This window comes from Mycobacterium sp. (genome assembly GCF_965229265.1).
Classification (GTDB): domain Bacteria; phylum Actinomycetota; class Actinomycetes; order Mycobacteriales; family Mycobacteriaceae; genus Mycobacterium.
This window is the reverse complement of the sequence record NZ_CBDDIY010000012.1, coordinates 762,661-786,584: the sequence shown is the minus strand read 5'-3', so window position 1 is coordinate 786,584 and position 23,924 is coordinate 762,661. Positions and strand designations below refer to the sequence as shown.

Sequence of the window (23,924 nt, the reverse complement as noted above, 5' to 3'; positions counted from 1 at the left end):
CCGCGCTCCCTACCATGTGAGCGGACCGCGACCGCGGCCGTTCGGGTAGGGGGTAGGTAGATGGCTCACGCAACGCACATCGGCCGGATCGGGGCGCTGGCGGTAGCGCTCGGGATCGGGACCGCACTGGCAAGCGCTCCGTGCATCGCTTCGGCGCAACCGTCGGACACCTCGGCGTCCTCGAGTGGCGCGGCATCGAGCAAGCGGACGCCGAACGCGGCAGCCCAGGATTCCGCAACCTCCCCGGCCTCCTCGGCCGAAACGAAGCCCGCAACGAAGTCCGCGAGCGGCAAGCGACCCGTCGGGCGAGTGAATCCGGCGCGTAAACCCGTTGTGCGGGAACGTCTTACGAGCTCCAGCAGTGCTTCGGTGACCAGCTCGGCCGGTGCGGCGGCCGCTGCTCCGGTACCCGCGACGGCCGAAGCGGCGTCGGTGACGACCGTGTCGGTGACAACGGTGTCGGCGCCTGCCCGTGGGGCGGTGTCCGCGCGCACGGCGCGGCAGGCCCCGCCGCTCGCCGCGGCCGCCCCTAACCTCGGGTCGCTGAGCGCCGCGGTGCAGGTGCTGACCTCAACGTTGGCTTCGTTGCTGGGCGCCGGTGGCGGCGGCACGCCGCCCGCGGCCCCGGTGCTGTGGTCGATGCTGGCCGCCGCGCGCGACGAGTTCCAGCGCATCACCGGCATCGGTTACATCGCAGCTGGTGCGGTCAGCACGGACGGCCAGACCATGAGCCCGAACCTGCTGGTGAACCCGGGTGCGGAGCTGGGCGACACCGCCGGGTTCGGCAACAGCACGGTCGCGGTGCCCGGCTGGACTTTGACCGGCACTCCGACCGTGGTCCAGTACGGCGAACTCCGCAATGCTTGGCCGGTCGGCCTCAGTTTCGCGTGGCCGAGTCTGCCCGCCATCATCTCGTTCCCCGGCGTCAATGCCGCGCCCCCCGACGGCGGCAACCAGTTCTTCGGCGGCGGAGACGTCGCCACGTCGTCACTGAGCCAGACGGTCGACCTCAGCGCCGCGGGCACCGAGATCGACGGCGGCGCCGTGGCGTTCAACCTCAGTGGTTACCTCGGGGGCTATCTGCTCGACCCGTCCTTCACCACCGTGAATGTGACCTTCCTGGACCAGAATCAGCTCTACCTCGGTAGCTCGTCCATCGGCCCGGTCAGTAATCTGGACCGCTGGGGACAGACCGGTTTCCGCCAGCGCACCAGCACCGGCGTCATCCCGGTGGGTGCCCGCAGCGCCCAGGTGACCGTTACCTTCCACGACCTGAATCCGGTCTTCTTCGGTTTCACTGCCAGGTACAACAACGCCTACGCCGACAATCTGTCGTTCACCATCGGCGCCGACGTGCCCGCTCCTGCCGCTCCCCAGCCGCCGGCGTCCACCGTCGGCCAGCTCGACCACGTGTTCCTGGTGTACATGGAGAACAAGGGCTACAACAGCATCGTCGGCAGCCCCAATGCGCCGTTCCTCAACAGCCTGATCAATGCCTACGGGTTCGCCAACAACTACTACGGGGTGACCCATCCCAGCCTGCCAAACTACTACGCGATCGCCGGTGGCCAGGTCTACGGCAAGACCTACAACTGCGAATCGGTCTGCATCGACGATCCGAACAACCTGGCGTTCAACATCGACCGGGCGGGCAAGACCTGGGCCGCGTATGCGCAGAGCATGCCGGTCGGGCAGCCGCTGGTGTCCTCCGGTGACTACTCGACGGATCAGACTCCCTGGCCGGCTTTCGCCGGGATCGGGGACAACCAGGCTTACGCGGCTGAGCACATCTTCACCCTCGACCAGATGGCCGTCGATCTTCAGTCAGAGGCCACCACACCCGATTTCGTGTGGTTCGCTCCGAACGAGGACTCCAACGGAGAGGGCCCGGTTGACGGCCTGAGCGGCGTCGCCCACTTCCTGCTGGGTCAGATCGATCCACGCCATCAGTACAACGTGCCGGCTCTGGATGAGTTCCTGCAGCAGAACGTGCCGACGGTGCTGAACTCGGAGGCCTGGGCCACCACCAAGTCCGTGCTGATCGTCACCTTCGACGAGGACAACAACAACATCACCCTCGGTATCGGCAACGAGGGCAACCATGTCGTCACCGTCGTGATTCCCTCGCCGTTGGCCGTCAGCGAGGGCGGGATGCGAGGAGGCGCCTTCGTCGTCACCGACCGCTACGACCACTACAGCACGCTGCGCACGATCGAGGACGCGCTCGGACTGCCGACGATGACCAACAACGACAAGTACGCGACGCCGCTCAACGGTTTCTGGACCGGTCAGACTGCCAACTCGGGGTCCGATTCGCTGGTCTAGCGGCGGCGACTCCTGATCGGTGCAATCACGGGCCAAGCTGCCCGGTACTGCGCGAGGATTCGGGGTATGGAACACAAGCCGCCAACACCTGTCATCGAAGCCGCGCACGCCGAGCATCTGACGGTCCTGCCGTTCGGGGACACCGCCGACTTCGCCGACGCCGACCGCGGCTTCATCGCCGCGCTGGCGCCGTGCGTGGTGACGGCCGCCGACGGACGGGTGGTGTGGGACAACGACGTCTACGACTTCCTCGGCGGCGATGCTCCGGCGTCGGTGCATCCCAGTCTGTGGCGCCAATCCATCCTGGCCGCCAAGCAGGGACTCTACGAGGTGGTCGAGGGCATCTATCAGGTGCGCGGACTGGACCTGTCGAACATCACCTTCGTCGAGGGCGACACCGGGGTCATCGTCATCGACCCGCTGATCTCCACCGAGACCGCGGCGGCCGCGCTGGCGCTCTACCGCGCACACCGGGGAGATCGGCCGGTGAGCGCCGTCATCTACACCCACAGCCACGTCGATCACTTCGGTGGGGTGCTGGGGGTGACGACGCAGGCCGATGTCGATTCGGGCAAGGTCGCGGTGCTCGCCCCGGCGGGGTTCGTCGAGCACGCGGTGCAGGAGAACGTCTACGCCGGCACCGCGATGGCGCGGCGCGCGTCCTACATGTACGGCACCCTGCTCGACCGGGGCCCGCAGGGACAGGTGGGCTGTGGCCTCGGCCAGCAGACCTCCACCGGTGAGGTGGCCATCATCGTCCCCACCGTCGACATCACCACGACCGGTGAGACCCACACCGTCGACGGCGTCGAGATCGAGTTCCAGATGGCGCCGGGGACCGAGGCCCCCGCCGAGATGCACTTCTATTTCCCGCAGTTCCGCGCGCTGTGCATGGCCGAGAACGCCACCCACAATCTGCACAACCTGCTGACCCTGCGCGGCGCCCTGGTCCGCGACCCACACGCCTGGTCGGGATATCTCACCGAGGCTATCGACAGCTTCGCCGGCCGCACCGACGTCGTGTTCGCCTCCCACCACTGGCCGACCTGGGGACACGAGAACATCGTGGAATTCCTGTCCCTGCAACGCGACCTCTACGCCTATCTGCACGACCAGACCTTGCGCCAGCTCAACCAGGGCTACACCGGCATCGAGATCGCCGAGAACTTCCAGATGCCGCCCGCGCTGCACGATGCGTGGCACGCGCACGGGTACTATGGGTCGGTCAGCCATAACGTCAAGGCGGTCTACCAGCGCTACATGGGGTGGTTCGACGGCAACCCCGCCCGGCTCTGGGCGCATCCGCCGGAGGCAATCGGCCCGCGCTACGTCGAGGCCATGGGCGGCATTGACCGGGTCGTCGAGATCGGCCGTTCCGCCTTCGAATCCGGTGATTACCGTTGGGCGGCAACACTTCTCGATCACGCTATCTTCACCGACGAGAACCACGCCGGGGCGCGGGAGCTGTACGCCGACACCCTCGAACAGCTGGGCTACGGCGCCGAGTGCGCAACGTGGCGCAACTTCTTCCTGTCCGGGGCGACCGAGCTGCGCGACGGCAATTTCGGCACGCCGGTCGGTGCCAACTCGATGGCGATGATGGCCCAGCTCACCCCGGAGCAGATGTTCGACGCCCTGGCCATCAGCGTCAACGGACCACGGGCCTGGGATCTCGATATCGCGGTGGACATGACCTTCGCCGATCTCGGCGCCAACTACCGGCTCACCCTGCGCAATGGCGTGCTCGTGTATCGCAAGTGCGCTGCCGAGGAGTCGACGGCGACCGTCACCGTCCGGCTGGCCACCAAGATGCGGCTACTGGCCGCCGCGGCAGGCGATTTCACCTCCCCGGGCCTGGAGACCAGCGGTGACGGCCAGGCCCTTCAGGCCCTGCTCGGCGCGCTGGACCGGCCGGACCCCGGCTTCAACATCGTCACGCCCTGACCGGGTGGGCCTCAGGCAACGTCGATGACGACCTTGCCGACGGCCTTGCGATCGGCGACATGGCGCAGCGCGGTGGCTGCCTGCTCCAGCGGGAATCGCGCTCCGATGTAGGGCCGGAGCCGCCCGTCGGCAAGCAGCTGCATAAGCTCGGCGTCGTCGCGCACCATCTCCTCGGGATGGTCGAGCATGAAGGTGCGAATCTCCATGCCCTGCACAGTGATTCCCTTGAGCAACACCAGGTTCAACGGAATTGCCGGAATGGATCCGGCGGCATACCCCAGCGTCACGAACTGTCCGCCGCGGCCGAGACCGCGCAGCGCCGGCTCCGAATAGCGCCCGCCGACGGGGTCGACGACCACCTGAGCGCCACCCTCACCGGTGATCTCCTTCAGTCGCGTCTTGAGGTCTTCGCGGTCATAGTCGATGCAGGTATGCGCGCCGCGCTGCCGGCACACCTCGAGTTTCTCGGGTCCCGATGCGGCGGCAATCACCCTGGCGCCCATCAGTACTGCGATGTCGACCGCGGCCAGGCCCACCCCGCCGGCAGCACCCAGGACGACGACCCAGTCGCCGGGCTTGACTGGCGCGATTGTGCGCAGGGTGTAGTAGGCGGTGCGGTTGGTGATGCCGAAGGCCGCAGCGTCCGCGTAGTCCACACCGTCAGGGATCGGGGTCAGTGCGCGGGCGTCGACCAGCGCCTGCTCGGCGAAGGCACCGACGAAGCTGGTCGCCGAAACCCGGTCACCGGGGCGGCAGTCCGCCCCGTCGCCGACCGCCAGGACTTCACCCGCCAGCTCGCTGCCCGGACTGAACGGCGGCGGCACCTTGATCTGGTACTTGCCGGCGATCAGCAGCACGTCGGGAAAGTTGACCGCCGCGGCGTGGACTCGCACCACCGCCTGACCGGGACCCGGTGTGGGGTCGGGCAGTTCGTCGAGCACCAGATCCTCCGGGGTACCGAATTCACGGCAGACGACAGCACGCATCAACGATCTCCTTCCGGCGCAGGCAGCGGTGCCGGCGCCTGTCTTCCAGGGTGGAACTGAACACCGTCCGCTACGGGGCGCCACCGTCGGCTCGCAGGATCGAACCGGTGGTGAAGCTGGACGCATCGGACATCAAAAACAGTGCGGCACCGACGATCTCTGCGGGATCGCCGGCGCGCTGCAGCGCGTGGCGGCTGAACGGGTTCTGGGCGCCAAAGTCCCACGCCTTGCTGACGTCGGTGAGAAACGGGCCCGGCATCAGCGTGTTGACCCGGACGGTCGGCCCGAATGCCGCCGCAAGGCCCTCGGTCATCGCGTTCAGTCCCGCCTTGGACGCGGCATACGGCAGGAACGAGGGATGCGGCCGCAGCGAGCCGTGGGTGCTGACGTTGATGATCACCCCTCCGCCACCGGCGGCCATGCGTTCGCCCACCAGCGCCGAGAGCCGGAACGGGCCCTTCAGGTTGAGGTTCAGCACCGCGTCGAACAACTTCTCGGTGACATCGCTGAGCTGGTCGTACGTGGGCGACATGCCGGCGTTGTTGACCAGTACGTCCAGCTTGCCGAACCGGTCGTACACCGCGTCGACCAATCCGTCGAGCTCGTCCCAGCGCCCCACATGGACGCCGTAGGGCATTGCAGTCCGGCCTGTTTCGTCCTCGATCTCGGTGGCGGTGGCAACGCAGGCGTCGTACTTGCGACTGGCGATGACCACGTCGGCCCCGCAGCGCGCCGCGGCGAAGGCCATCTCGCGACCCAGCCCACGGCTTCCGCCGGTGATCAGCACCACCCGATCGGTCAGGTCGAAGAGGTCGTCGGCGTATCCCATGTCAGCAACCTTCCTCGGGTGGGCACTGGAGAATAGTATTCTCCGCGGTTGCGGCCACCCGCCGTTCTGGACGCGACGCGAAAGGAGCGACATGGCCGGACCGCTGGAGGGCATCAAGGTCGTCGAGCTCGGCGTGTGGGTCGCCGGCCCGGCGGCCGGGGGCATCATGGCCGACTGGGGCGCCGATGTGGTCAAGATCGAACCGCCCACGGGCGACCCCGCCCGGTTGTTCGGCCGAATGCTCGGCCTCGGCGACGACGACAACCCGCCGTTCCAGATGGACAACCGATCCAAACGCAGCATCGTGCTGGACCTGACCACCGACGGCGGGCTGGCGACAGCACACCAATTACTCTGCACCGCAGATGTTTTCATCACCAACGTGCGCCCCGATGCGTTGCACCGGCTGGGCCTGGACTACGGCGCGGTCGCCGAACTCAACCCCCGGTTGGTCTACGGACTCATCACCGGCTACGGCGAGTCCGGGCCCGAGGCCAACCGCCCGGCCTACGACGTCGCCGCGTTCTGGGCCCGTTCCGGGGTGGCTGAACTGCTGACCCGTCCCGGCGACACCCCGCCGTTTCAGCGCGGCGGGATGGGCGACCACGTGACCGGCATGACACTGGCCGCCGCGATCAACGCCGCCCTGGTCGCGCGCGCCCGTACCGGCCAGGGTCAGCTGGTGAGCACCTCGCTGTACCGGCAGGGCGCCTACACCGTCAGCTTCGACCTCAACACGTTTCTGCTCACCGGGCGGCCGATCGCGATCGGTCAGCGCGAGTCGATGGGCAACCCCTGCATGAACAATTATCTGGCCGGTGACGGCCGCCGGTTCTGGATCGTCGGGCTGGAGGCCGACCGGCACTGGCCGGCGTTGTGCCGGGCGGTTGGCCGGCCGGAGTGGTTGGGCGACAGCCGGTTTGCCAGCGCCCGGGACCGCGCGGCCAACGCCAGCGAACTCATCGGGATGCTCGACGAGATCTTCGCGGCCAAGCCGCTGGACGAGTGGGCGCAGATCTTCGGCGCCGAGCCCGACTTGTTCTGGTCGCCGGTGAATTCGATGGAGGACGTGCTCGGTGACGAGCAGTTCTACGCCGCCGGCGGACTGGTCGACGTGCCCGACGACGGCGGTTCGATGCCGATGGTGGCCACTCCGGCGGACTTCCACGGCACCCCGTGGGCCCCGCGATCGGCCGCTCCGCGGCTCGGCGAGCACACCGAGGAGATCCTGGCCGAGCTACGTCGGCACTGAGTGGCCTTATCGTGTCACGGGCGCCACTACCGGAAGGACCACCTCGCTCATGCAGTTGCTGCTCGTCAGGCATGCCTTGCCCCATCGGACCGAGGCGGGCGAAGGCTCGGATCCAGAGCTGTCCGACCAGGGCTGGCAGCAGGCTCGGCGGCTGCCCGCCGCACTGGCTCGGTTTCCGATCACCCGGCTGGTCAGCAGTCCCCAGCGCCGGGCGATCCAGACCGCCGAACCCGTCGCGCAGGCGCGCGAGCTGAGCCTCGACATCGATGAGCGGCTCGCCGAGTATGACCGCGGCCTGTCCCACTACGTGCCGATCGAACAGGTGCGCACCGAGCGGCCCGAGGAGTGGGCGCGGATGGCGGCCGGCAGACTGCCCAGCAGTGTCGACGAGGATGCGTTCCGCGGCCGGGTCGGTGCGGCGCTGTCCGACATCGTCGCCGCCGCCGGGCACGACGACACCGTGGTGGTGTTCAGCCACGGGGGTGTGATCAACGTGATCCTGCACGAACTGCTGGGCACCAAGCGGCTGCTGTCGTTTCCCATCGACTACGTGTCGGTGACGCGCCTGCTGTACGCCCGCAGCGGCCAGGGCACCGTCGCGACGGTCAACAGCACCGAGCACGTATGGGATCTGCTGCCGCGCAATAAGCGCTGAGAGTTATACATAGCGGGTGACTTCACTCGACGGGCTTGACCTGGCAGCACTCGACCGGCATCTGCGAGCGGCGGGCATCCCCCGCGCCGGGGAGCTGCGGGCGCAGTTCATCTCCGGCGGGCGGTCCAACCTGACCTTCCTGATTCACGACGACGCCACCAGCTGGGTGCTGCGGCGCCCACCCCTGCACGGCCTCACCCCGTCCGCCCACGACATGGCCCGGGAGTACCGGGTGGTGGCCGCCCTGGCCGATACCCCGGTCGCGGTTGCGCGGGCGGTGACGATGCGCGATGACGACTCGGTGGGCGGCGCACCCTTCCAGATGGTCGAGTTCGTGCCGGGCCGGGTGGTGCGCAGTCGGGCGGACCTGGACGCCCTCGGCGGTTCCGATGTGGTCAGCGACTGCGTCGACAGCCTGATCCGGGTTCTGGTCGATCTGCACGAGATCGACCCGGATGCCGTCGGTCTCGGCGATTTCGGCAAGCCGACCGGCTATCTCGAGCGCCAGGTGCGCCGCTGGGGCTCGCAGTGGCAGCATGTCCGGTTGCCCGACGACTCGCGCGACGCCGGGGTCGAGCGCTTGCATGCCAGGCTGGCGGGCGCGGTGCCCGAGCAGAGCCGGACCTCGATCGTGCACGGCGACTACCGCATCGACAACACGATCCTCGACCCAGACGACCCGACTGTGGTTCGGGCCGTGCTGGATTGGGAGCTCTCCACCCTCGGCGACCCGCTCTCGGACGCGGCGCTGATGTGCGTGCACCGCGACCCGGCGTTGAATCTGATCCTCAACGAGGAGACGGCGTGGACGGCACCGCAGATGCCCTCAGCTGACGAGCTCGCGCACCGGTACTCGCTGGTCTCGGGATACCCGTTGGCGCACTGGGACTTCCACATGGCGCTGGGATATTTCAAGCTGGCCATCATCGCCGCCGGTATCGATTTTCGGCGCCGGCAGGCCGCAGCTGAAGGCAACGATGACGACCGGGCCGGGCAGGCCGTCGCCGTGTTGATCGATCGCGGCCTGGAGACCTTGGGCTAGCCGGCGTGCGCGGCGCGCTTGCTGCCGCCGACACCACGATTGCCGGCGTCGGCCGAACCCTTGGCCGACGGCTTGGCCGCAGCCGACGCGCGCGACCCCTTAGCGCCGCCCGTGGCGGTGACGGCGGTGGTGTCGGCCGATGTGGCCGCGGACCTGATCGACGCCGCTGACTTGGCCGCTGCAGCAGCGCTGGGCAGTGTCAACGACGAGGGCGGGATGGTCGGGTAGACCTTGAATGCGTTCGCCAGCGTGGTCTGTGCGTCGACGATGCCGTTGACGACGTTCTGGGCCCCCGTTCCCACCGAGGTGACCACGCCCTGGGTGCCGGCCACCACGGCATCGACGACGTTCTGCAGATTCAGCGACCGGATGGCCGTCAACACGCCCTGGGTCGCCACGATCAGGGCTCGGGTGACGCCGTCGAACAGCTGGTAGACGCCGCGGCCAGCCAGGTAGGCGGCCTGCGGAATAGCGGTCCACAGCGCGGACTGGACCGCGAGGGCGCGCACATTGTTGGTGATGTAGGCGTTCAGAACCGGAAGCACGACCGAGGCCGCCGAGCCAACGACGTAGTCCTCGACAGTGGTCAACGACCCCAACCAATCACCGGTGACCACCTGCTGTCCCCACGTCACGACGGTCGACGGCAGGGCGGCTACAGCCTGGCCACCCGCGACTCCCGCGGTGGCGAACCCGGCTGCCAGAACCGCGTATCCCTCGATCTGATTGGCGATGTATTGGCGCAGGGCCGGCACGGTGAAGATATCCAGCACCGAGGCCTGCAGCTCGATCGCCGGCAGGTGCAGGTGGGGCAGCGCTGCCTGCGGGTGCGCGGCGATCGGCGCGGCGACGATCCCGGCGCCGAGCAGAGCGATGCCGGTCGTGACCCACGGGCGGCTGGCGGCGTTGGCGACGGACATGGGGGACCCCGATCGACGGCGGATTGACGAATACGTCAAGATACCGGCCCGCCGCGTGCGACGAAACTAGACCTGTCGCGCGGCCTTGAGGTTCTTCTTTGCGGCCCGGCGCAGTTGGAAGATCCGTGCTGCGCCCACCAGGACCGTGATCAGTGCACCGCACACCGCCGCGAGCAGGATCGCCACCCCCAGCGGAAGGGTCCAGCCCCAGCCAAGGAATGCGAAGGTCGCCGACTCGGTGTTCTGGGCGATGAACACCAACAGGATCGTCAGAATCAGCAAACCGAAGATCAACGACGACCACAGTGCTGCCGCGCGGGTGAACTTGACCTCGTTGACCGCCTTGCCGGATGGGCGCGGTCCCGGCGGCGGCGCCACCGGGGGGACCGGCGGCGTCGGCTCGGTGGGCGACACCTGCGATTCGCTGCTCATTACGTCATCTTTGCCCGTTCCGGGCCAGAAGGAAACAACCAAAGGTGCAAACCGAGGATGACATCTGCGGTGATTCAAACCTGGGCGAGCGGCGGCCGGTGCCGTTACTGTCGGGTGAACGGCCGGGCGAAAGGACGCGCATGAACCCGTCGCGAGGTGGAAAGCGACTGTGGTTGGCGGTGATTCTGCTCGCGGCGGTGATGCCCGTCGTCGGCGCGTGCGGCAGCTCCAATCCACTCGGAGGCGGATCGACCTCCGGCGACCTGAAGACGCTCGTCGTCGGTTCTGCGGACTTCCCGGAATCGAAGATCATCGGCGAGATCTACGCCCAGGCGTTGGAGGCCAACGGTTTCACGATCGGCCGCCAGTTCGGCATCGGCAGCCGGGAAACCTACATCCCCGCGGTGCGTGACCACTCGGTCGACCTGGTGCCCGAGTACACCGGAAACCTGTTGCAGTACTTCGACCCCAAGACCACGGTGACCACACCCGACCAGGTGGAGCTCGCGTTGAGCCGCGCGTTGCCCGGCGACTTGTCGATCCTGACCCCCTCGCCGGCCAACGACACCGACACCGTGGCCGTCAGCCAGGCCACCGCACAGAAGTGGAATCTCAAGACCATCGGTGATCTGGCCGCCCATTCCGCGGAGGTCAAGTTCGGTGCGCCGTCGGAATTTCAGACCCGCGCCGAGGGCCTGCCCGGTTTGAAAGCCAAGTACGGGTTGGACATCAAGGCCGACAACTTCGTCTCGATCAGTGACGGCGGCGGGCCGGCAACGGTACGTGCGCTGGTGGACGGCACCGTCACCGCGGCCGACATCTTCAGCACCTCACCAGCCATCCCGCAGAACAACCTGGTGGTCCTCGAGGACCCCAAGAACAACTTCCTGGCCGCCAACGTCGTGCCGCTGGTCAGTTCGCAGAAGAAGTCCGACGAACTCAAGAAGGTGCTCGACGCGGTGTCAGCCAAGCTGTCCACCGAGGGGCTCATCGAGCTCAACGCCGCGGTATCCGGCAACTCCGGCGTCGACCCCGACGAAGCCGCGCGAAAATGGATCCAAGACAACGGTTTCGACAAGCCGATCGGGAAATAGATGATCACTTTCGAGACGGTCACCAAGGCGTACCCGGACGGCACCGTCGCCGTCGACAACCTCAGTCTGGAAGTGCCCGATGGAACCCTGACAGTGTTCGTCGGACCGTCGGGGTGCGGCAAGACCACCTCCATGCGGATGATCAACCGGATGATCGAGCCCAGTTCGGGCACGATCACCGTCGACGGCCGCGATATCGCCGGTGTCGACCCGGTCAAGCTGCGCCTGGGGATCGGTTACGTCATCCAAAGCGGGGGTCTGATGCCCCATCAGCGGGTGATCGACAACGTCGCAACGGTGCCGGTGCTCAAGGGGCAGTCGCGGCGGGAGGCCCGCAAGGCCGCCTACGGCGTACTGGAACGGGTGGGCCTGGACCCCAAGCTCGGCGACCGCTACCCGGCCCAGCTGTCCGGCGGGCAGCAGCAACGTGTCGGTGTCGCCCGGGCACTGGCAGCCGATCCGCCGATCCTGCTGATGGACGAGCCGTTCTCGGCGGTCGATCCGGTGGTCCGCGATGAGCTCCAGGTCGAAATCCTGCGCCTGCAAAGCGAATTGCGTAAGACCATCGTCTTCGTCACCCATGACATCGACGAGGCGATCACCCTCGGGGACCGGGTGGCGGTCTTCGGGCCCGGTGGAACGCTGCAGCAGTACGACGCCCCGGCGCGGTTGTTGTCCAACCCGGCCAACGATTTCGTCGCCGGATTCATCGGAGCCGACCGCGGCTACCGCGGGCTGCAGTTCCGGGCGGCCAGCGGGTTGGCGCTGCACGACATCGCGACCGTCGACGAGCCCGAGATCGACGCGCTGTCGCTGGAACCGGGTGACTGGCGGCTGGTGACCAAGGCCGACGGCCGGCCCTATGCCTGGATCAACGCCGAAGGTGTCGAGCTGCACCGCGGCGGAAGTTCGTTGTACGACAGCACGATCGCCGGTGGGTCGCTGTTCACACCGGGCGGCACGCTGCGGCTGGCCCTGGATGCCGCGCTGTCCTCGCCGTCCGGACTGGGAGTCGCCGTAGACGGCGACGGACAGGTGATCGGCGGCGTGACGGCCGACGACGTTCTCGAGGCCGTCGCCGGGGGCGGGTGAGCAGATGAACTATCTGCTCACCCATCTGGACAAGGCCTGGGCGTTGACGCTGATCCATCTGCGGCTGTCGCTGGTGCCGGTGGTGCTGGGTCTGGTGATCGCGGTGCCGCTGGGGGCCTACGTGTGGCGCAGTACGGCGCTGCGACGGCTGACCACGGTGACGGCGAGCATCATTTTCACCATCCCGTCGCTGGCGCTGTTCGTGGTGCTGCCCCTGATCATCCCGACCCGGATCCTCGACGAGGCCAACGTCATCGTCGCCCTCACCCTCTACACCACCGCGCTGCTGGTGCGCGCGGTGCCCGAGGCGCTGGACGCGGTGCCGGCCCAGGTGCGTGACGCGGCGACCGCCGTCGGCTACACCAGGGTAGGGCGGATGCTGAAAATCGAACTGCCGCTGTCGATTCCGGTCCTGATTGCGGGCCTTCGGGTGGTGGCGGTGACCAACATCTCGATGGTGTCGGTCGGCTCGGTGATCGGCATCGGCGGGCTGGGCACCTGGTTCACCGAGGGGTATCAGGCCGACAAGAGCGATCAGATCGTGGCGGGCATCATCGCGATCTTCGTCCTGGCCGTCGTCATCGACGTCCTGATCCTGCTCGGCGGCCGCCTGATCACGCCCTGGGCTCGGGTGAAGGCGAGCTCATGAACTTCCTGCATCAGGCGCTGGCCTACATCTTCACCGCCGCCAACTGGGGCGGTAAGTCCGGCCTGGCGGCCCGCATCGTCGAACATCTGCAGTACACCGCGGTGGCGGTGGTGGCCTCGGCGCTTATCGCCATTCCGATCGGGATGATCATCGGCCACACCCGGCGCGGCACCTTCCTGGTGGTGACCGGCGTCAATGCGCTGCGGGCGCTGCCGACGCTCGGCGTGCTGCTGCTGGGGGTGCTGCTGTGGGGGTTGGGGCTGGTGCCCCCGACTGTTGCGCTCATGTTGCTGGGCATCCCGCCGCTGCTGGCCGGCACCTACGCCGGGATCGCCAATGTCGACCCGGCGGTGGTCGATGCCGCCCGGTCGATGGGGATGACCGAGTCGCGGGTGCTGCTGCGCGTCGAGGTGCCCAACGCGCTGCCGCTGATCCTCGGTGGGCTGCGTACCGCCACCCTGCAGGTGGTTGCCACCGCGACCATCGCCGCTTACGCCAGCCTGGGTGGGCTGGGCCGCTATCTGATCGACGGCATCAAGGTCCGCCAGTTCTACCTGGCGCTGGTGGGGGCGCTGCTGGTGACGGTGCTGGCGCTCGTGCTCGACGGGCTGCTGGCCCTGGCGGTGTGGGCGTCGGTGCCCGGCAGCGGGCGATTCCGGCGGATGCCGCAACCGTTGCTGGACGACGAGGTGAGCTTCGATGCCCAGGCCCGCACGTCACAGAAGGGTCGCACTTCGCGACCTGGTTACGAACGGGGTGACCCGTCGCTTACGGTAGACGGGTGAGTGCAGCCAACGATGCGACAGAAAGCGCGTGGCCGGCGATCCTGACCTGGCGCGCACACGACGCCTCGCGGATGGAATCCACCCGCGTGCAGCTGTCGGGTAATCGGATCAAGGCCTACGGCCGCATCGTCGCCGCCGCGTCCGAGACGCACCCCGCTTTCAGCGCGTCCTACGACCTGGTGACCGACGAGAGTGGTGCCACCAAGCGGTTGTCGATGAGCGTGACCCTCGCCGAGCGGGATCGGCAGCTCTCGATCGCCCGTGACGAAGAGAACATGTGGCTGGTCACCGACCATCAGGGCCAGTCGCGTGGTTCCTATGACGGCGCGCTCGACGTCGACGTGGTGTTCAGCCCGTTCTTCAACGCACTGCCGATCCGGCGCACCGGGCTGTACCGGCGGGTGGATTCGGTGAACCTGCCCGTCGTCTACGTCAACCTGCCGGAACTGACCGTCAAGCAGGCCTCGATCAGCTACAGCAGCTCGGGCCAGGACAGCGGTGAAGGCATCAAGCTGCACTCGCCGGTCGCCGAGACCACGATCAGCGTCGACCACGACGGATTCATCGTCGACTATCCGGGCCTGGCAGCGCGGATCTGATCACCCCGCCGGCACGTCCGGCGGCGGCCAGTTCTTCCCGCCAGTTCTCCTCACCGATGGCGATCGTGACGATTTGCGGGCGAGAAAAACTGTCGTAGCGGGTGCGGGCCGCATGGCCGGCCTCGACCAGCTCGGCCACCGAAGCTTTCTCCGCCAACGACTCGCGGACCTGATGCAGCAGGTCCAGGCTGCGGTCCAGCGCCGGCAGGAGCTGGTCGGCATTGGCCTCGCACATCGCGCGCACCAGGTCCGGTGACGTGCCGGCAACCCGGGTGCCGTCCCGGAACGAGCCGGCCGCCAGCGCAAAGGCAAGCGGCATCTCGCCGGCGGTGATCGCCAGTGCTTCGGCGAGCAGATGCGGGAGATGGGAGATGCTGGCCGCGGCGGCGTCGTGCTCATCGGACTTGGCGGGCACCACGACCGCACCGCAGTCCAGAGCCAGGTCCATCACCTGGGTCCACACCGTCGCGTCGACATGGTCGTCCACGCTGATGACCCACGGTGCGCCGATGAACAGGCGCGCATCGCCCGCGGTCCACCCCGAGTGTGCGGTACCGGCCATCGGGTGGCCGCCGACATAGCGGTCCAGCAGTCCCGCCGCGCGCACCTCGTCGAGCACGGCGCCCTTGACGCTGATGACATCGGTGAGCGGGCAGTCCGGGGCGGCATCCTTGATGTGGCCCAGCAGTAGCGACACCGCCGGCATCGGAACGGCCAGCACGATCAGCGCGTTGCGCTCGGCGGCCCACGTCAGCGCCTCGGTGAGGTCGGTGGTGGCCGCAAAGCCGTCGAAGCGGGCCGCCTGGGCGCCCTCGACGGATCGGTTGTAGCCGAAGGATTCCCGGCCCGCCGCTACCGTCGCGCGCAACACCGACCCGCCGATCAGACCGAGCCCGAGCACACACACGGGTGTCTTCGTCACGTTTCCAGGTTGGCACACCCGCCGGTGGGGCCAACGGGTGCCTGGCCAAAAGGCCTGATCAGCGACTACCGTAAGCGGCCATGGAGGCACAGCGGGCCAACAGTCCCGGGTCACCGGGCCCGGCCGACACCCCGGACGGCTTCGGGGTGGCCGTCGTCCGCGAGGACGGCAAGTGGCGTTGCTCGCCGCTGAGCGCCAAGGTGCTGACCAGCCTGAGCGCCGCCGAGACCGAGTTGCGGGAATTGCGCAGTGCCGGTGCGGTCTTCGGATTGCTCGACATCGATGACGAGTTCTTCCTGATCCTGCGTCCCGCGCCGTCGGGGACCCGGTTGCTGCTCTCGGATGCCACGGCCGCACTCGATTACGACATCGCCGCCGAGGCGCTGGAGACTCTCGATGCCGACATCTCGGCCGAAGACCTCGAGGACACCGACCCTTTCGAGGAGGGTGACCTCGGGGTGCTGGCCGATATCGGGCTGCCCGAGGCTGTGCTGGGTGTCATCCTGGCCGAGACGGACCTCTACGCCGACGAACAGCTCGGCAGGATCGCCCGGGAGATGGGTTTCGCCGACGAGTTGTCCGGCGTGCTTGACCGCCTCGATCGGTGAGGTCTGACGACACGCTGGTTCGCGCGGCGATCGAGGCTGCCGCCGCTGCCGGGCCCGACGATGTGCCGATCGGCGCGGTGGTGTTCGGCCCCGACGGGACGGAGCTGGCCCGCGCCGCCAACGCCCGGGAGGAACTCGGCGACCCGACCGCGCACGCCGAGATCCTGGCGCTGCGCGCCGCCGCCCGGGTGTACGGCGACGGGTGGCGGCTGGCCGGTGCCACGATAGCGGTGACCGTCGAACCATGCACGATGTGTGCCGGTGCGTTGGTGATGGCGCGGGTGGCCCGGTTGGTGTTCGGGGCGTGGGAGCCGAAAACCGGTGCGGCGGGCTCACTGTGGGACGTGGTGCGCGACCGGCGGCTCACCCACCGGCCCGAGGTACGGGGTGGTGTGCTGGCCGACGAGTGCGCGGCATTGCTCGACGACTTTTTCGCCCGCCACCGCGATTTGGGATAGCCCGGTCTGGGCACGTAAGCTCGTCGGCGGTGGCGTGTCCGAGCGGCCTAAGGAGCACGCCTCGAAAGCGTGTGACGGGTAACCCCCGTCCGAGGGTTCAAATCCCTCCGCCACCGCCATAGCCCCGAAGCCTGCACTGCAGGTGAGGGGCTATTTTTCTGGTTGCTGCGCGGTTGGTCGCCAACGTCGTGTGGGGTGACTTGCCGGCGAACGCTCACTGCATAAGCATGGCGGCATGGGTTTGCTGGAGGTCGATCGGATCGGCTTGGAACGGCTGGCCGCAGCGTGCCGGTCCTGGGCAGCCGAGATCAGCGCAACTTCCCCCTCGGCGGTGCCTCCGATGGAGTGGCAGGCCACCGTGGTCGCTGTCGGTGCCGCCCATGCTGATGTCCCCCTTGCTGTTCGGGCCATGGTGGCGCGCATGCAAGAGACGGCCGTCGGGTTGGTGACCGTGGCCGGTCAGTACACAGCGAGCGACGATCGGTCAGCAGCCCGCCTTCGTGAACTGGTCATCGGGGGGTAAATGTCTGCAAATGTCGCGGACCCTTCCTTGTCGCAAGTCCGTGCCTGGGACATCGCGCATCTCACCCAGGCGGCTACCGACTGGACGCGAGCCGCCATCGTCTGGGAAGACGCGTTTGCATTTGTGTCGTCTCACGTCGCCAACCCGGGTGGTATGTCGTGGGAAGGTGCGGCCGCAGAGGTAGTCCAGCAGCGCGGGTACTCCGATCGCCTGAAAGTCGCAGCTGTGGCCGACCGACTGCACGCCGCCGCCGGGACAGCGCGCCGTGGTGCTGACCGCGTCGACCACGTCAAACAGGAGACGCTCGCTGCCGTGAAGGCGGCCGTGGATGCGGGATTCTTTGTGGGGGACGACGTTTCGGTTCGCAACAATGACCGGCACCGGCAATCCGAGGCCCAGCTCATCGCTGCCGGCATCCGGTCCAGGGTCGAGGCACTCATCGCCGCTGACCGGGAGATTGCGGCGCAAATCACCCGTGCTACCAACGGTATTGGCGACCTGCTGTTGGACAACGCTGCCCAACGGTCTGACGACGGCGATGCCGTGCGGCTCGTCGACTTCAGGCAATCCCCGGTAGCCGAGTCCCCGAGCCCGGAAGCACCGGGCGGCGGATACGGCAGCTACCACTACGGCTATGAATTCAGCACTGCGGAGGGCTGGACCAAAGAGCAGATCATGAACGAAATCCAGCAGCACTTCAACAACTACTTCACCTTCACGGCCGACAAAGGCGAACTCATCAACGGTGCCACGGTCAATCTCAGGGGGCCCTTCGGCGAGAACGAGCCGGTGCGGGTCAGCGGGATCACTCCGGACAGCTTCTCGTTCGTGTCCCTTCCGGGTCACAATGAAGGCGCTGGACGCACGATTACCTTCAACATCGTTCCGTCATCTGAGAACCCGATTCCCGGACGGCTCAACTGGGAGTTACGCGTCGCCGCGTCCGGCCCGCTCTCGAAAGGCAGTCTCGTACCGGGGGCAAGTTGGCTGAACAAGGGCATCTGGCAGGTGTTCGCCGACAACCTCAACGCCAAGCTGCCGACGCTCAGCCCGCAACCCGGCCTGGCCACGGTTTAGGTTGCGACGATGGCAACCGTTCGAACGCTGGCCACCGCGGCAGTCGGCATGGCCGTCGGCTACGCCGTCTGGCTCGCCGCCACCGCACTCATCGTCGCAACCACGCCGGTTCGCTACTGGGTGATCGCGGTCGCCATCGTGCTGGCCATCCTGACCTCGATCGCGGTCACCCTCGCCCGCCGCCACAAACACACGTCGAAGGCCGCGGCATTCTGGTCGGCCCCGATTCTGCCGATCCTGGTGAGTCTGTACCTGCTCATCGTCGTCGTCACATAACCAGCTTCACCGCCCCGAGCCGACTGTGAATCGTCGTGATCGATCGCCATTCCCAGGAACCTGACCTACCCTGGCGTTTCGGAGACGTAGTGCTACCGGCCAGACGTCATCAAGAACCGCTTTGGGGGTAGTTGATCATGACGACCGCTTCGACCCGTTCACGACGGATGCTCTACGCGGCAGTCGCGTTGGCGATCGCGGCGACCCCAGCGGTCGCCGTGTTCGCCGGTATCGACGGCCCCGCGCCCCGGGTGACGGCCCAGTGCCAGGACACCGACACCGAGGACAGCTTCTCGATGAACTGCGCCCCGGCAGTCATCCCGGACACCAGCGACCAGCTCACCGAGGCCGAGGTCGCCGAGCCTGGCTTCAACGCCAGCCCGCACGACGGTGGCGGCGGTGGCGGTGGTGGCGGCGGCCATCACTGACACCTAGCCCTTGCCCAGGTCCTCGTTGAGGATCCGTTTGGCCGTGGCCAGATGATCCATCGCCCGCGTCAGGTAATCCTGGTAGGTCGAAGCGTCGTCTGGATGGCGCGTGTCGGCGAACCGCAGGCAGGCGTGGGCGGCGGTGTTGACGTCGTCGATCATGCGTTGCAGTTCGGCAGTCAGCGCCGGATCCGGAGTGGGTAGGTCGGCCTGCAGCCCGATCGCGTTGGTGTCGTGCAACCGCTGGCAGCCGGCACGCACCGCCGCCTGGTCGTTCGCATCGACGCCGGCAGACACCTGCTCGAGGGCCTTCGCGGACTCCTTGAAGTGATCACCGGCCCGCAGCTCCCAGTTCCACATAGCCTCGGCCAGAGCCGACATCGAGGTCGACGTGGTCGTGGTGGTGGCGCTCGGCGGCGGGGAGGTCACCACATCACCACCGGACTGGCGACCCATGACGACGAAGCCGAGCGCGAGCACCGCGCCCGCGACCGCGGCGACGACACCCAGGACAACGCTCGCGACGACTGAGCCACGCCGTTGGCCAGGCTCGGGTGGGCTCGCCATGATCTCCACACTGCGCGGTGCGGGATCTGGCGAGACAGGGTCTTTCGGCCCGAAGAACCGCACGTTGGGCCCCTTTCCGGGGATGCGTCGGTTGCCGAATGACGGGAACGGAACCGGCCCGTGTGAGGAGCCGGTGTAATGGGCACAACCGGGGGATGAATTGTGGAGGGCATCGATGGAACTGATATCGCCGACGGATTCGATGTTCTTGCTGGCCGAATCGCGGGAGCACCCCATGCACGTCGGCGGTCTGCAACTCTTCGAGCCGCCCGAAGGCGCCGGCCTGGAGTTCATCCGCGATATCTACGCCGCCATGCTCAGCCACGAAGACGTCCAACCCACGTTCCGCAAGCACCCCGGTGAGCTGTTCGGCGGGATCGCCAACGTCGCCTGGTCGTTCGATCGCGACATCGACCTCGAATACCACCTGCGCCGCTCGGCGCTGCCCTCACCCGGTCGGGTGCGGGAGCTGCTTGAGCTCACCTCGCGACTGCACGGAAGCCTGCTCGACCGGCACCGGCCGCTGTGGGAGGCGCACCTCGTCGAAGGCCTCAGCGACGGGCGCTTTGCGGTCTACACCAAGGTCCACCATGCGTTGCTCGACGGCGTCTCGGCGATGAAGCTGATGCAGCGGGCGCTGTCGGAGGATCCGCTGGAAACCGACGTGCGGGCACCCTGGAGTCTGCAGCCGCGGCCCCGGGCCAAGGAGAAGCAAAGTTCTTCCGGGCTGGGCGGTTTGATGCGGCTCACCGGATCGCTGGCGGCGTTCGGTCCGTCGGCGCTGGCGCTGGCCCGCGCCGCGCTGCTGGAGCAGCAGCTGACGTTGCCGTTCGGCGCGCCCAAGACGATGTTCAACGTCCCGATCGGCGGCGCCCGCCGATGCGCCGCACAGTCCTGGCCGCTGAAACGCATTGTCGCGATCAAGGAGGCGACCGGGGTCACGGTCAACGACGTGGTGTTGGCCATGTGCGCCGGGGCCCTGCGCGCCTATCTGATCGAGCAGGACGCGCTGCCGGACCGGCCGCTGATCGCGATGGTTCCGGTGAATCTGCGCACCGAGGACGACACCTCCAGCGGCGGCAACATGGTCGGCACGATCCTGTGCAGCCTGGCCACCGACGTCGACGACCCGGCCAAGCGTCTGGAGGCCATCCGCGCCTCGATCACCGGCAACAAGGAAGTCTTCGCGCAGCTGCCCCGGTTGCAGCAGTTGGCGCTGTCGGCGTTCAACATCGCCCAGCTCGGGTTGGCGATGCTGCCGGGGCTGGGATCGGCCGCCCAGCCGCCGTTCAACATCGTGATCTCCAACGTGCCCGGCTCCCGCGAGCCGCTGTACTGGCGCGGGGCCCGACTCGACGGCAACTACCCCCTGTCGATCGCCCTCGACGGCCAAGCCCTCAACATCACCCTGTCCAACAACGCCGACAACCTGGACTTCGGCTTGGTGGGCTGCCGGCGCAGCATCCCCCATCTGCAACGGCTGCTGGGCCACCTGGAGGACTCGCTGGTTGCGCTCGAAGAGGCCGTCGGCGTGTAGTGGTCAAACGAGAAGCGGCGGCGACCCCTCAGGGCGCCGCCGCTCCGCTTGGAGCCGCCGCTACGGGCAGGAGACCTCGATCTCGAAGGGCTTGCTGACCGGCTGCATCGGGTTGGCCATGTCCACACCCGTCGCCGTTCCGCTGATCTTGTAGTTGTTGCCATCCTTGGAGGCCGTGGCATTAGCACCGCCGGGCACGCCCTCCTGGTAGCCCAGGGTCACGCCGTTGACGTTGCCGAGGCCGACCGAATGGACTACCGAGGCATCCGGGGAGATGACGGCGGCGATGCCGGTGGCCGCCTCGCCGATCGCGATGTTGAAGTTGCCTCCCGCGGTCGCGCACACCACCTGTCCCTGGATGGTCTGCGGCTGGCCGTCAATGGTCACCTTGGCGCTGCCCGCACCGGACGTCGCGTTCGGCGACTCCACCGCGCTGGAGCTTGCGCTCGCCGACGCCGAACTGGACGACGATGACGACGAGGCTTCGGACTTCTTCTCGTCCTTGGAACAGCCGGCCAAACCGACTACGACTATTGCGGCACCGGCGACGGTCACCACCAATCCACGATTCACCAGTCTTCTCCTTCGTTGCCGTGACCCGTCGACGCTGGCGGGCCATCGAAAGAAGTATGAGACGCCGTATTGCGGCGTTGGCGGGAATGACCCAAATACACCGCTGATGGACAACCCGCACTAAGGCGCGCTGTCCAGCGCAAATGCCATTCCGGGCAAGGAGAGTCGGTATGTTCTCGGGCATGCAGACACTGCGTACACCCGATGAGCGGTTCGCTGGAATTCCCGATTTTCCGTATCAGCCGCACTACTGCGAGCTCGACGACGACGAGGGTGGCCGGCTGCGGGTCGCGTGGGTGGAGGACGGGCCGGCGCACGCCGACCCGGTTCTGATGCTGCACGGCGAACCGACGTGGTCGTATCTCTACCGCACGATGATGCCGATCGTGGCCGCCGCCGGGCATCGGGTCATCTGCCCGGACCTGGTCGGGTTCGGCCGTTCCGACAAGCCCACCCGCCAGGAGGATCACACCTACGCCCGTCACGTCGAGTGGATGCGGGCGCTCGCGTTCGACGTCTTGGATCTGCGCCGGGTGACTTTGGTCTGCCAGGACTGGGGCGGGCTGATCGGGCTGCGGCTGGCCGCCGAGCACCCGGATCGCGTCGCCCGCATCGTCGTGGCCAACACCGGCCTGCCGACCGGCGACTTCAACATGCCCGAGATCTGGTGGCGGTTCCGCGAGGCGATCCAGAACGCCCCGACCGTCGAGGTGGGCCGGTTCGTCGAATCGGGCTGCCAGCGCCCGATGAGCGACGCTGTGCGCGAGGCCTACGACGCCCCGTTCCCGGACGACAGCTTCTGCGTTGCCGCCCGGGCCATGCCCGGTCTGGTGCCGACCTCTCCCGACGATCCCGCCTCCGAGGCCAACCGACGCGCGTGGACCGTGTTGTCGGCCGGCCAGACACCGATGCTGGTGGCCTTCAGTGACGGTGACCCCATCACCGGCGCGATGGGCCCGATCTTTCAGCAGCTGCCCGGCGCGCAGGGCATCGACCACCCGACGGTCCACGGCGCCGGGCATTTCATCCAAGAAGACGCCGGCCCCGAGCTCGCCGAGCACATCGTGCGGTTTCTGGGCTAGTCGCCGCGCTGGTTGAATACCGGGGTGACCGAGCGCCCCTTTTTCACCGTCGACGCCGAGCTGTCCGGCCGCAGGGGACGCACCGGGGTGATCCACACCCCGCACGGTGACATCCACACGCCGGCGTTCGTCGCGGTGGGCACCAAGGCGTCGGTGAAGGCGGTGCTGCCCGAGACCATGGCCGACCTCGGCGCTCAGGCCGTGCTGGCCAACGCCTACCACCTCTACCTGCAGCCCGGCCCCGACATCGTCGACGAGGCCGGTGGCCTCGGAGCATTCATGAACTGGCCCGGGCCGACGTTCACCGACAGCGGTGGCTTCCAGGTGCTGTCACTGGGTGCCGGGTTCCGCAAGGTGCTCTCGATGGACGCCAACCGGGTGCAGGCCGACGACGTCATCGCCGAGGGTAAGCAACGGCTGGCGCACGTCGACGACGACGGGGTGACGTTCATCTCCCACCTGGACGGCTCGACGCACCGGTTCACCCCGGAGGTGTCGATGCAGATTCAGCACAAGATCGGCGCTGACATCATCTTCGCCTTCGACGAGCTGACGACGTTGGTGAATACCCGTGGCTACCAAGAGGAATCGGTGGCCCGGACCCACGAGTGGGCGGTGCGCTGCCTGACCGAGCACCGCCGGCTCACCGCAGCGCGACCCGAGCGGCCCACGCAGGCGTTGTTCGGGGTGGTGCAGGGTGCGCAGTACGAGGACCTGCGCCGGCAGGCGTCGCGCGATCTGGCCGGCATCGTCGACGCCGACGGGCGCGGCTTCGACGGCTATGGCATCGGTGGTGCCCTGGAGAAGCAGAACCTGGCCACGATCGTCGGCTGGTGCATCGACGAGCTGCCCGACGATAAGCCGCGGCACCTGCTCGGGATCAGCGAGCCCGACGACCTGTTCGCGGCGATCGCCGCCGGCGCCGACACCTTCGACTGTGTGTCGCCGTCCCGGGTGGCGCGCAACGCCGCGGTGTACTCGCCGACGGGCCGGTTCAACATCACCGGGGCGCGCTATCGCCGCGACTTCACCCCGATCGACGCCGACTGCGACTGCTACACCTGCGGCCACTACACCCGCGCCTACCTGCACCACCTGTTCAAGGCCAAGGAGATTCTCTCGGCGACGCTGTGCACGATCCACAACGAGCGCTTCGTCATCCGTCTGGTCGACCAGATCCGCGCCGCGATCGCCGCCGACGAGTTCGACGACCTGCGCGAGCACATGCTCGGCAACTACTACGGTCATTCGACGCGTGCACAATAGCGT

At 67.7% G+C, this 23,924-nt stretch carries 27 protein-coding genes and 1 tRNA gene; 20 read left to right on the top strand and 8 right to left on the bottom strand.

The annotated features are described in order from the left end of the window. Window positions 1-65: 65 nt before the first annotated feature. The gene (locus ADBZ9K_RS21570) at window positions 66-494 is read right to left on the bottom strand and encodes a hypothetical protein (protein WP_526624015.1); all 429 of its coding nucleotides are present in this window, start codon (window positions 492-494) and stop codon (window positions 66-68) included. Here ADBZ9K_RS21570 and ADBZ9K_RS21565 point away from each other — a divergent pair. Then, complete coding sequence (locus ADBZ9K_RS21565) at window positions 481-2,325, top strand: alkaline phosphatase family protein (protein WP_526624014.1); 1,845 nt, start codon at window positions 481-483, stop codon at window positions 2,323-2,325. The genes ADBZ9K_RS21570 and ADBZ9K_RS21565 overlap by 14 nt on opposite strands. Window positions 2,326-2,391: 66 nt before the next feature. Further along, the gene (locus ADBZ9K_RS21560; RefSeq protein WP_526624012.1) at window positions 2,392-4,269 is read left to right on the top strand and encodes an alkyl/aryl-sulfatase; all 1,878 of its coding nucleotides are present in this window, start codon (window positions 2,392-2,394) and stop codon (window positions 4,267-4,269) included. A gap of 11 nt (window positions 4,270-4,280) precedes the next feature. Here ADBZ9K_RS21560 and ADBZ9K_RS21555 read toward each other — a convergent pair whose 3' ends face one another. Continuing rightward, entirely contained in the window at window positions 4,281-5,255 is a 975-nt protein-coding gene (locus ADBZ9K_RS21555) for an NADPH:quinone oxidoreductase family protein (protein ID WP_526624011.1), read from the bottom strand. Between the two features lie 70 nt (window positions 5,256-5,325). After that, window positions 5,326-6,084, bottom strand: a complete 759-nt coding sequence (locus ADBZ9K_RS21550; RefSeq protein ID WP_526624009.1) for an SDR family NAD(P)-dependent oxidoreductase — start codon at window positions 6,082-6,084, stop codon at window positions 5,326-5,328. Window positions 6,085-6,175: 91 nt separating this feature from the next. Here ADBZ9K_RS21550 and ADBZ9K_RS21545 point away from each other — a divergent pair, with 91 nt between their 5' ends. From ADBZ9K_RS21545 to ADBZ9K_RS21535, 3 genes are read left to right on the top strand one after another with little or no spacing between them, the layout of a single operon-like run. After that, window positions 6,176-7,336 carry a CaiB/BaiF CoA transferase family protein gene (locus tag ADBZ9K_RS21545; protein ID WP_526624007.1) on the top strand — a complete coding sequence of 387 codons (1,161 nt, stop codon included), beginning with the start codon at window positions 6,176-6,178 and terminating at the stop codon, window positions 7,334-7,336. A 49-nt stretch (window positions 7,337-7,385) separates the two neighbouring features. Continuing rightward, the gene (locus tag ADBZ9K_RS21540; protein WP_526624005.1) at window positions 7,386-7,991 is read left to right on the top strand and encodes a histidine phosphatase family protein; all 606 of its coding nucleotides are present in this window, start codon (window positions 7,386-7,388) and stop codon (window positions 7,989-7,991) included. Window positions 7,992-8,007: 16 nt separating this feature from the next. Continuing rightward, window positions 8,008-9,033: a phosphotransferase family protein gene (locus tag ADBZ9K_RS21535; protein WP_526624003.1), complete on the top strand. Its 1,026-nt coding sequence runs from the start codon at window positions 8,008-8,010 to the stop codon at window positions 9,031-9,033. On the opposite strand, the gene ADBZ9K_RS21530 is transcribed toward ADBZ9K_RS21535, so the two are convergent. Together ADBZ9K_RS21530 and ADBZ9K_RS21525 are read right to left on the bottom strand one after the other, a co-directional pair. Beyond that, complete coding sequence (locus ADBZ9K_RS21530) at window positions 9,030-9,953, bottom strand: hypothetical protein (protein WP_526624001.1); 924 nt, start codon at window positions 9,951-9,953, stop codon at window positions 9,030-9,032. The two genes, ADBZ9K_RS21535 and ADBZ9K_RS21530, sit on opposite strands and share 4 nt — an antisense overlap. Before the next feature lie 66 nt (window positions 9,954-10,019). Beyond that, a complete protein-coding gene (locus tag ADBZ9K_RS21525) occupies window positions 10,020-10,385 on the bottom strand; it encodes a LapA family protein (protein ID WP_526624000.1) in 366 nt (121 codons plus the stop codon). Window positions 10,386-10,525: 140 nt separating this feature from the next. Between ADBZ9K_RS21525 and ADBZ9K_RS21520 the strand changes: the two genes are divergently transcribed. The 5 genes from ADBZ9K_RS21520 to ADBZ9K_RS21500 are packed head-to-tail and all read left to right on the top strand — an operon-like array spanning window position 10,526 to window position 14,604. Further along, the gene (locus ADBZ9K_RS21520; protein WP_526623998.1) at window positions 10,526-11,479 is read left to right on the top strand and encodes an ABC transporter substrate-binding protein; all 954 of its coding nucleotides are present in this window, start codon (window positions 10,526-10,528) and stop codon (window positions 11,477-11,479) included. Beyond that, window positions 11,480-12,571 (top strand): ABC transporter ATP-binding protein, encoded by a 1,092-nt coding sequence (locus tag ADBZ9K_RS21515; protein WP_526623996.1) that lies wholly within the window; start codon window positions 11,480-11,482, stop codon window positions 12,569-12,571. 4 nt (window positions 12,572-12,575) lie between these two features. Next, window positions 12,576-13,220, top strand: a complete 645-nt coding sequence (locus ADBZ9K_RS21510; protein WP_526623994.1) for an ABC transporter permease — start codon at window positions 12,576-12,578, stop codon at window positions 13,218-13,220. Next, window positions 13,217-14,005, top strand: coding sequence for an ABC transporter permease (locus ADBZ9K_RS21505; protein ID WP_526623992.1), 789 nt, complete (start codon window positions 13,217-13,219; stop codon window positions 14,003-14,005). Before ADBZ9K_RS21510 ends, ADBZ9K_RS21505 begins: the two co-directional genes overlap by 4 nt. Beyond that, the gene (locus ADBZ9K_RS21500) at window positions 14,002-14,604 is read left to right on the top strand and encodes a putative glycolipid-binding domain-containing protein (protein ID WP_526623990.1); all 603 of its coding nucleotides are present in this window, start codon (window positions 14,002-14,004) and stop codon (window positions 14,602-14,604) included. Before ADBZ9K_RS21505 ends, ADBZ9K_RS21500 begins: the two co-directional genes overlap by 4 nt. Here the strand turns inward: ADBZ9K_RS21500 and ADBZ9K_RS21495 are convergent. Next, complete coding sequence (locus ADBZ9K_RS21495) at window positions 14,567-15,511, bottom strand: prephenate dehydrogenase (protein ID WP_526624305.1); 945 nt, start codon at window positions 15,509-15,511, stop codon at window positions 14,567-14,569. The two genes, ADBZ9K_RS21500 and ADBZ9K_RS21495, sit on opposite strands and share 38 nt — an antisense overlap. Before the next feature lie 95 nt (window positions 15,512-15,606). Here ADBZ9K_RS21495 and ADBZ9K_RS21490 point away from each other — a divergent pair, with 95 nt between their 5' ends. From ADBZ9K_RS21490 to ADBZ9K_RS21460, 7 genes are all read left to right on the top strand, one after another. Then, window positions 15,607-16,134 carry a tRNA adenosine deaminase-associated protein gene (locus tag ADBZ9K_RS21490; RefSeq protein WP_526623988.1) on the top strand — a complete coding sequence of 176 codons (528 nt, stop codon included), beginning with the start codon at window positions 15,607-15,609 and terminating at the stop codon, window positions 16,132-16,134. After that, window positions 16,131-16,592 (top strand): nucleoside deaminase, encoded by a 462-nt coding sequence (locus tag ADBZ9K_RS21485; protein WP_526623986.1) that lies wholly within the window; start codon window positions 16,131-16,133, stop codon window positions 16,590-16,592. Before ADBZ9K_RS21490 ends, ADBZ9K_RS21485 begins: the two co-directional genes overlap by 4 nt. A gap of 28 nt (window positions 16,593-16,620) precedes the next feature. Continuing rightward, window positions 16,621-16,711, top strand: a tRNA-Ser gene (locus ADBZ9K_RS21480). A gap of 116 nt (window positions 16,712-16,827) precedes the next feature. Further along, window positions 16,828-17,115 carry a hypothetical protein gene (locus tag ADBZ9K_RS21475; protein ID WP_526623984.1) on the top strand — a complete coding sequence of 96 codons (288 nt, stop codon included), beginning with the start codon at window positions 16,828-16,830 and terminating at the stop codon, window positions 17,113-17,115. Beyond that, entirely contained in the window at window positions 17,116-18,192 is a 1,077-nt protein-coding gene (locus tag ADBZ9K_RS21470) for a hypothetical protein (RefSeq protein WP_526623982.1), read from the top strand. It abuts the gene before it with no gap. 9 nt (window positions 18,193-18,201) lie between these two features. Beyond that, window positions 18,202-18,468: a hypothetical protein gene (locus ADBZ9K_RS21465; RefSeq protein ID WP_526623981.1), complete on the top strand. Its 267-nt coding sequence runs from the start codon at window positions 18,202-18,204 to the stop codon at window positions 18,466-18,468. A gap of 137 nt (window positions 18,469-18,605) precedes the next feature. Beyond that, window positions 18,606-18,896, top strand: coding sequence for a hypothetical protein (locus ADBZ9K_RS21460; protein ID WP_526623979.1), 291 nt, complete (start codon window positions 18,606-18,608; stop codon window positions 18,894-18,896). 3 nt (window positions 18,897-18,899) lie between these two features. Here ADBZ9K_RS21460 and ADBZ9K_RS21455 read toward each other — a convergent pair whose 3' ends face one another. Further along, window positions 18,900-19,463: a hypothetical protein gene (locus ADBZ9K_RS21455; RefSeq protein WP_526623977.1), complete on the bottom strand. Its 564-nt coding sequence runs from the start codon at window positions 19,461-19,463 to the stop codon at window positions 18,900-18,902. 175 nt (window positions 19,464-19,638) lie between these two features. Between ADBZ9K_RS21455 and ADBZ9K_RS21450 the strand changes: the two genes are divergently transcribed. Continuing rightward, on the top strand, window positions 19,639-21,000 hold the full coding sequence (locus ADBZ9K_RS21450; RefSeq protein ID WP_526623975.1) for a WS/DGAT/MGAT family O-acyltransferase: 1,362 nt from the start codon (window positions 19,639-19,641) through the stop codon (window positions 20,998-21,000). Window positions 21,001-21,060: 60 nt separating this feature from the next. Here the strand turns inward: ADBZ9K_RS21450 and ADBZ9K_RS21445 are convergent, their stop codons facing one another. Next, window positions 21,061-21,573: a lipoprotein LpqH gene (locus ADBZ9K_RS21445; RefSeq protein ID WP_526623974.1), complete on the bottom strand. Its 513-nt coding sequence runs from the start codon at window positions 21,571-21,573 to the stop codon at window positions 21,061-21,063. Between the two features lie 182 nt (window positions 21,574-21,755). Between ADBZ9K_RS21445 and ADBZ9K_RS21440 the strand changes: the two genes are divergently transcribed. Next, window positions 21,756-22,655, top strand: a complete 900-nt coding sequence (locus ADBZ9K_RS21440; protein ID WP_526623972.1) for an alpha/beta fold hydrolase — start codon at window positions 21,756-21,758, stop codon at window positions 22,653-22,655. Window positions 22,656-22,679: 24 nt separating this feature from the next. After that, on the top strand, window positions 22,680-23,921 hold the full coding sequence (gene tgt / locus ADBZ9K_RS21435; RefSeq protein ID WP_526623971.1) for a tRNA guanosine(34) transglycosylase Tgt: 1,242 nt from the start codon (window positions 22,680-22,682) through the stop codon (window positions 23,919-23,921). Window positions 23,922-23,924 lie beyond the last annotated feature (3 nt).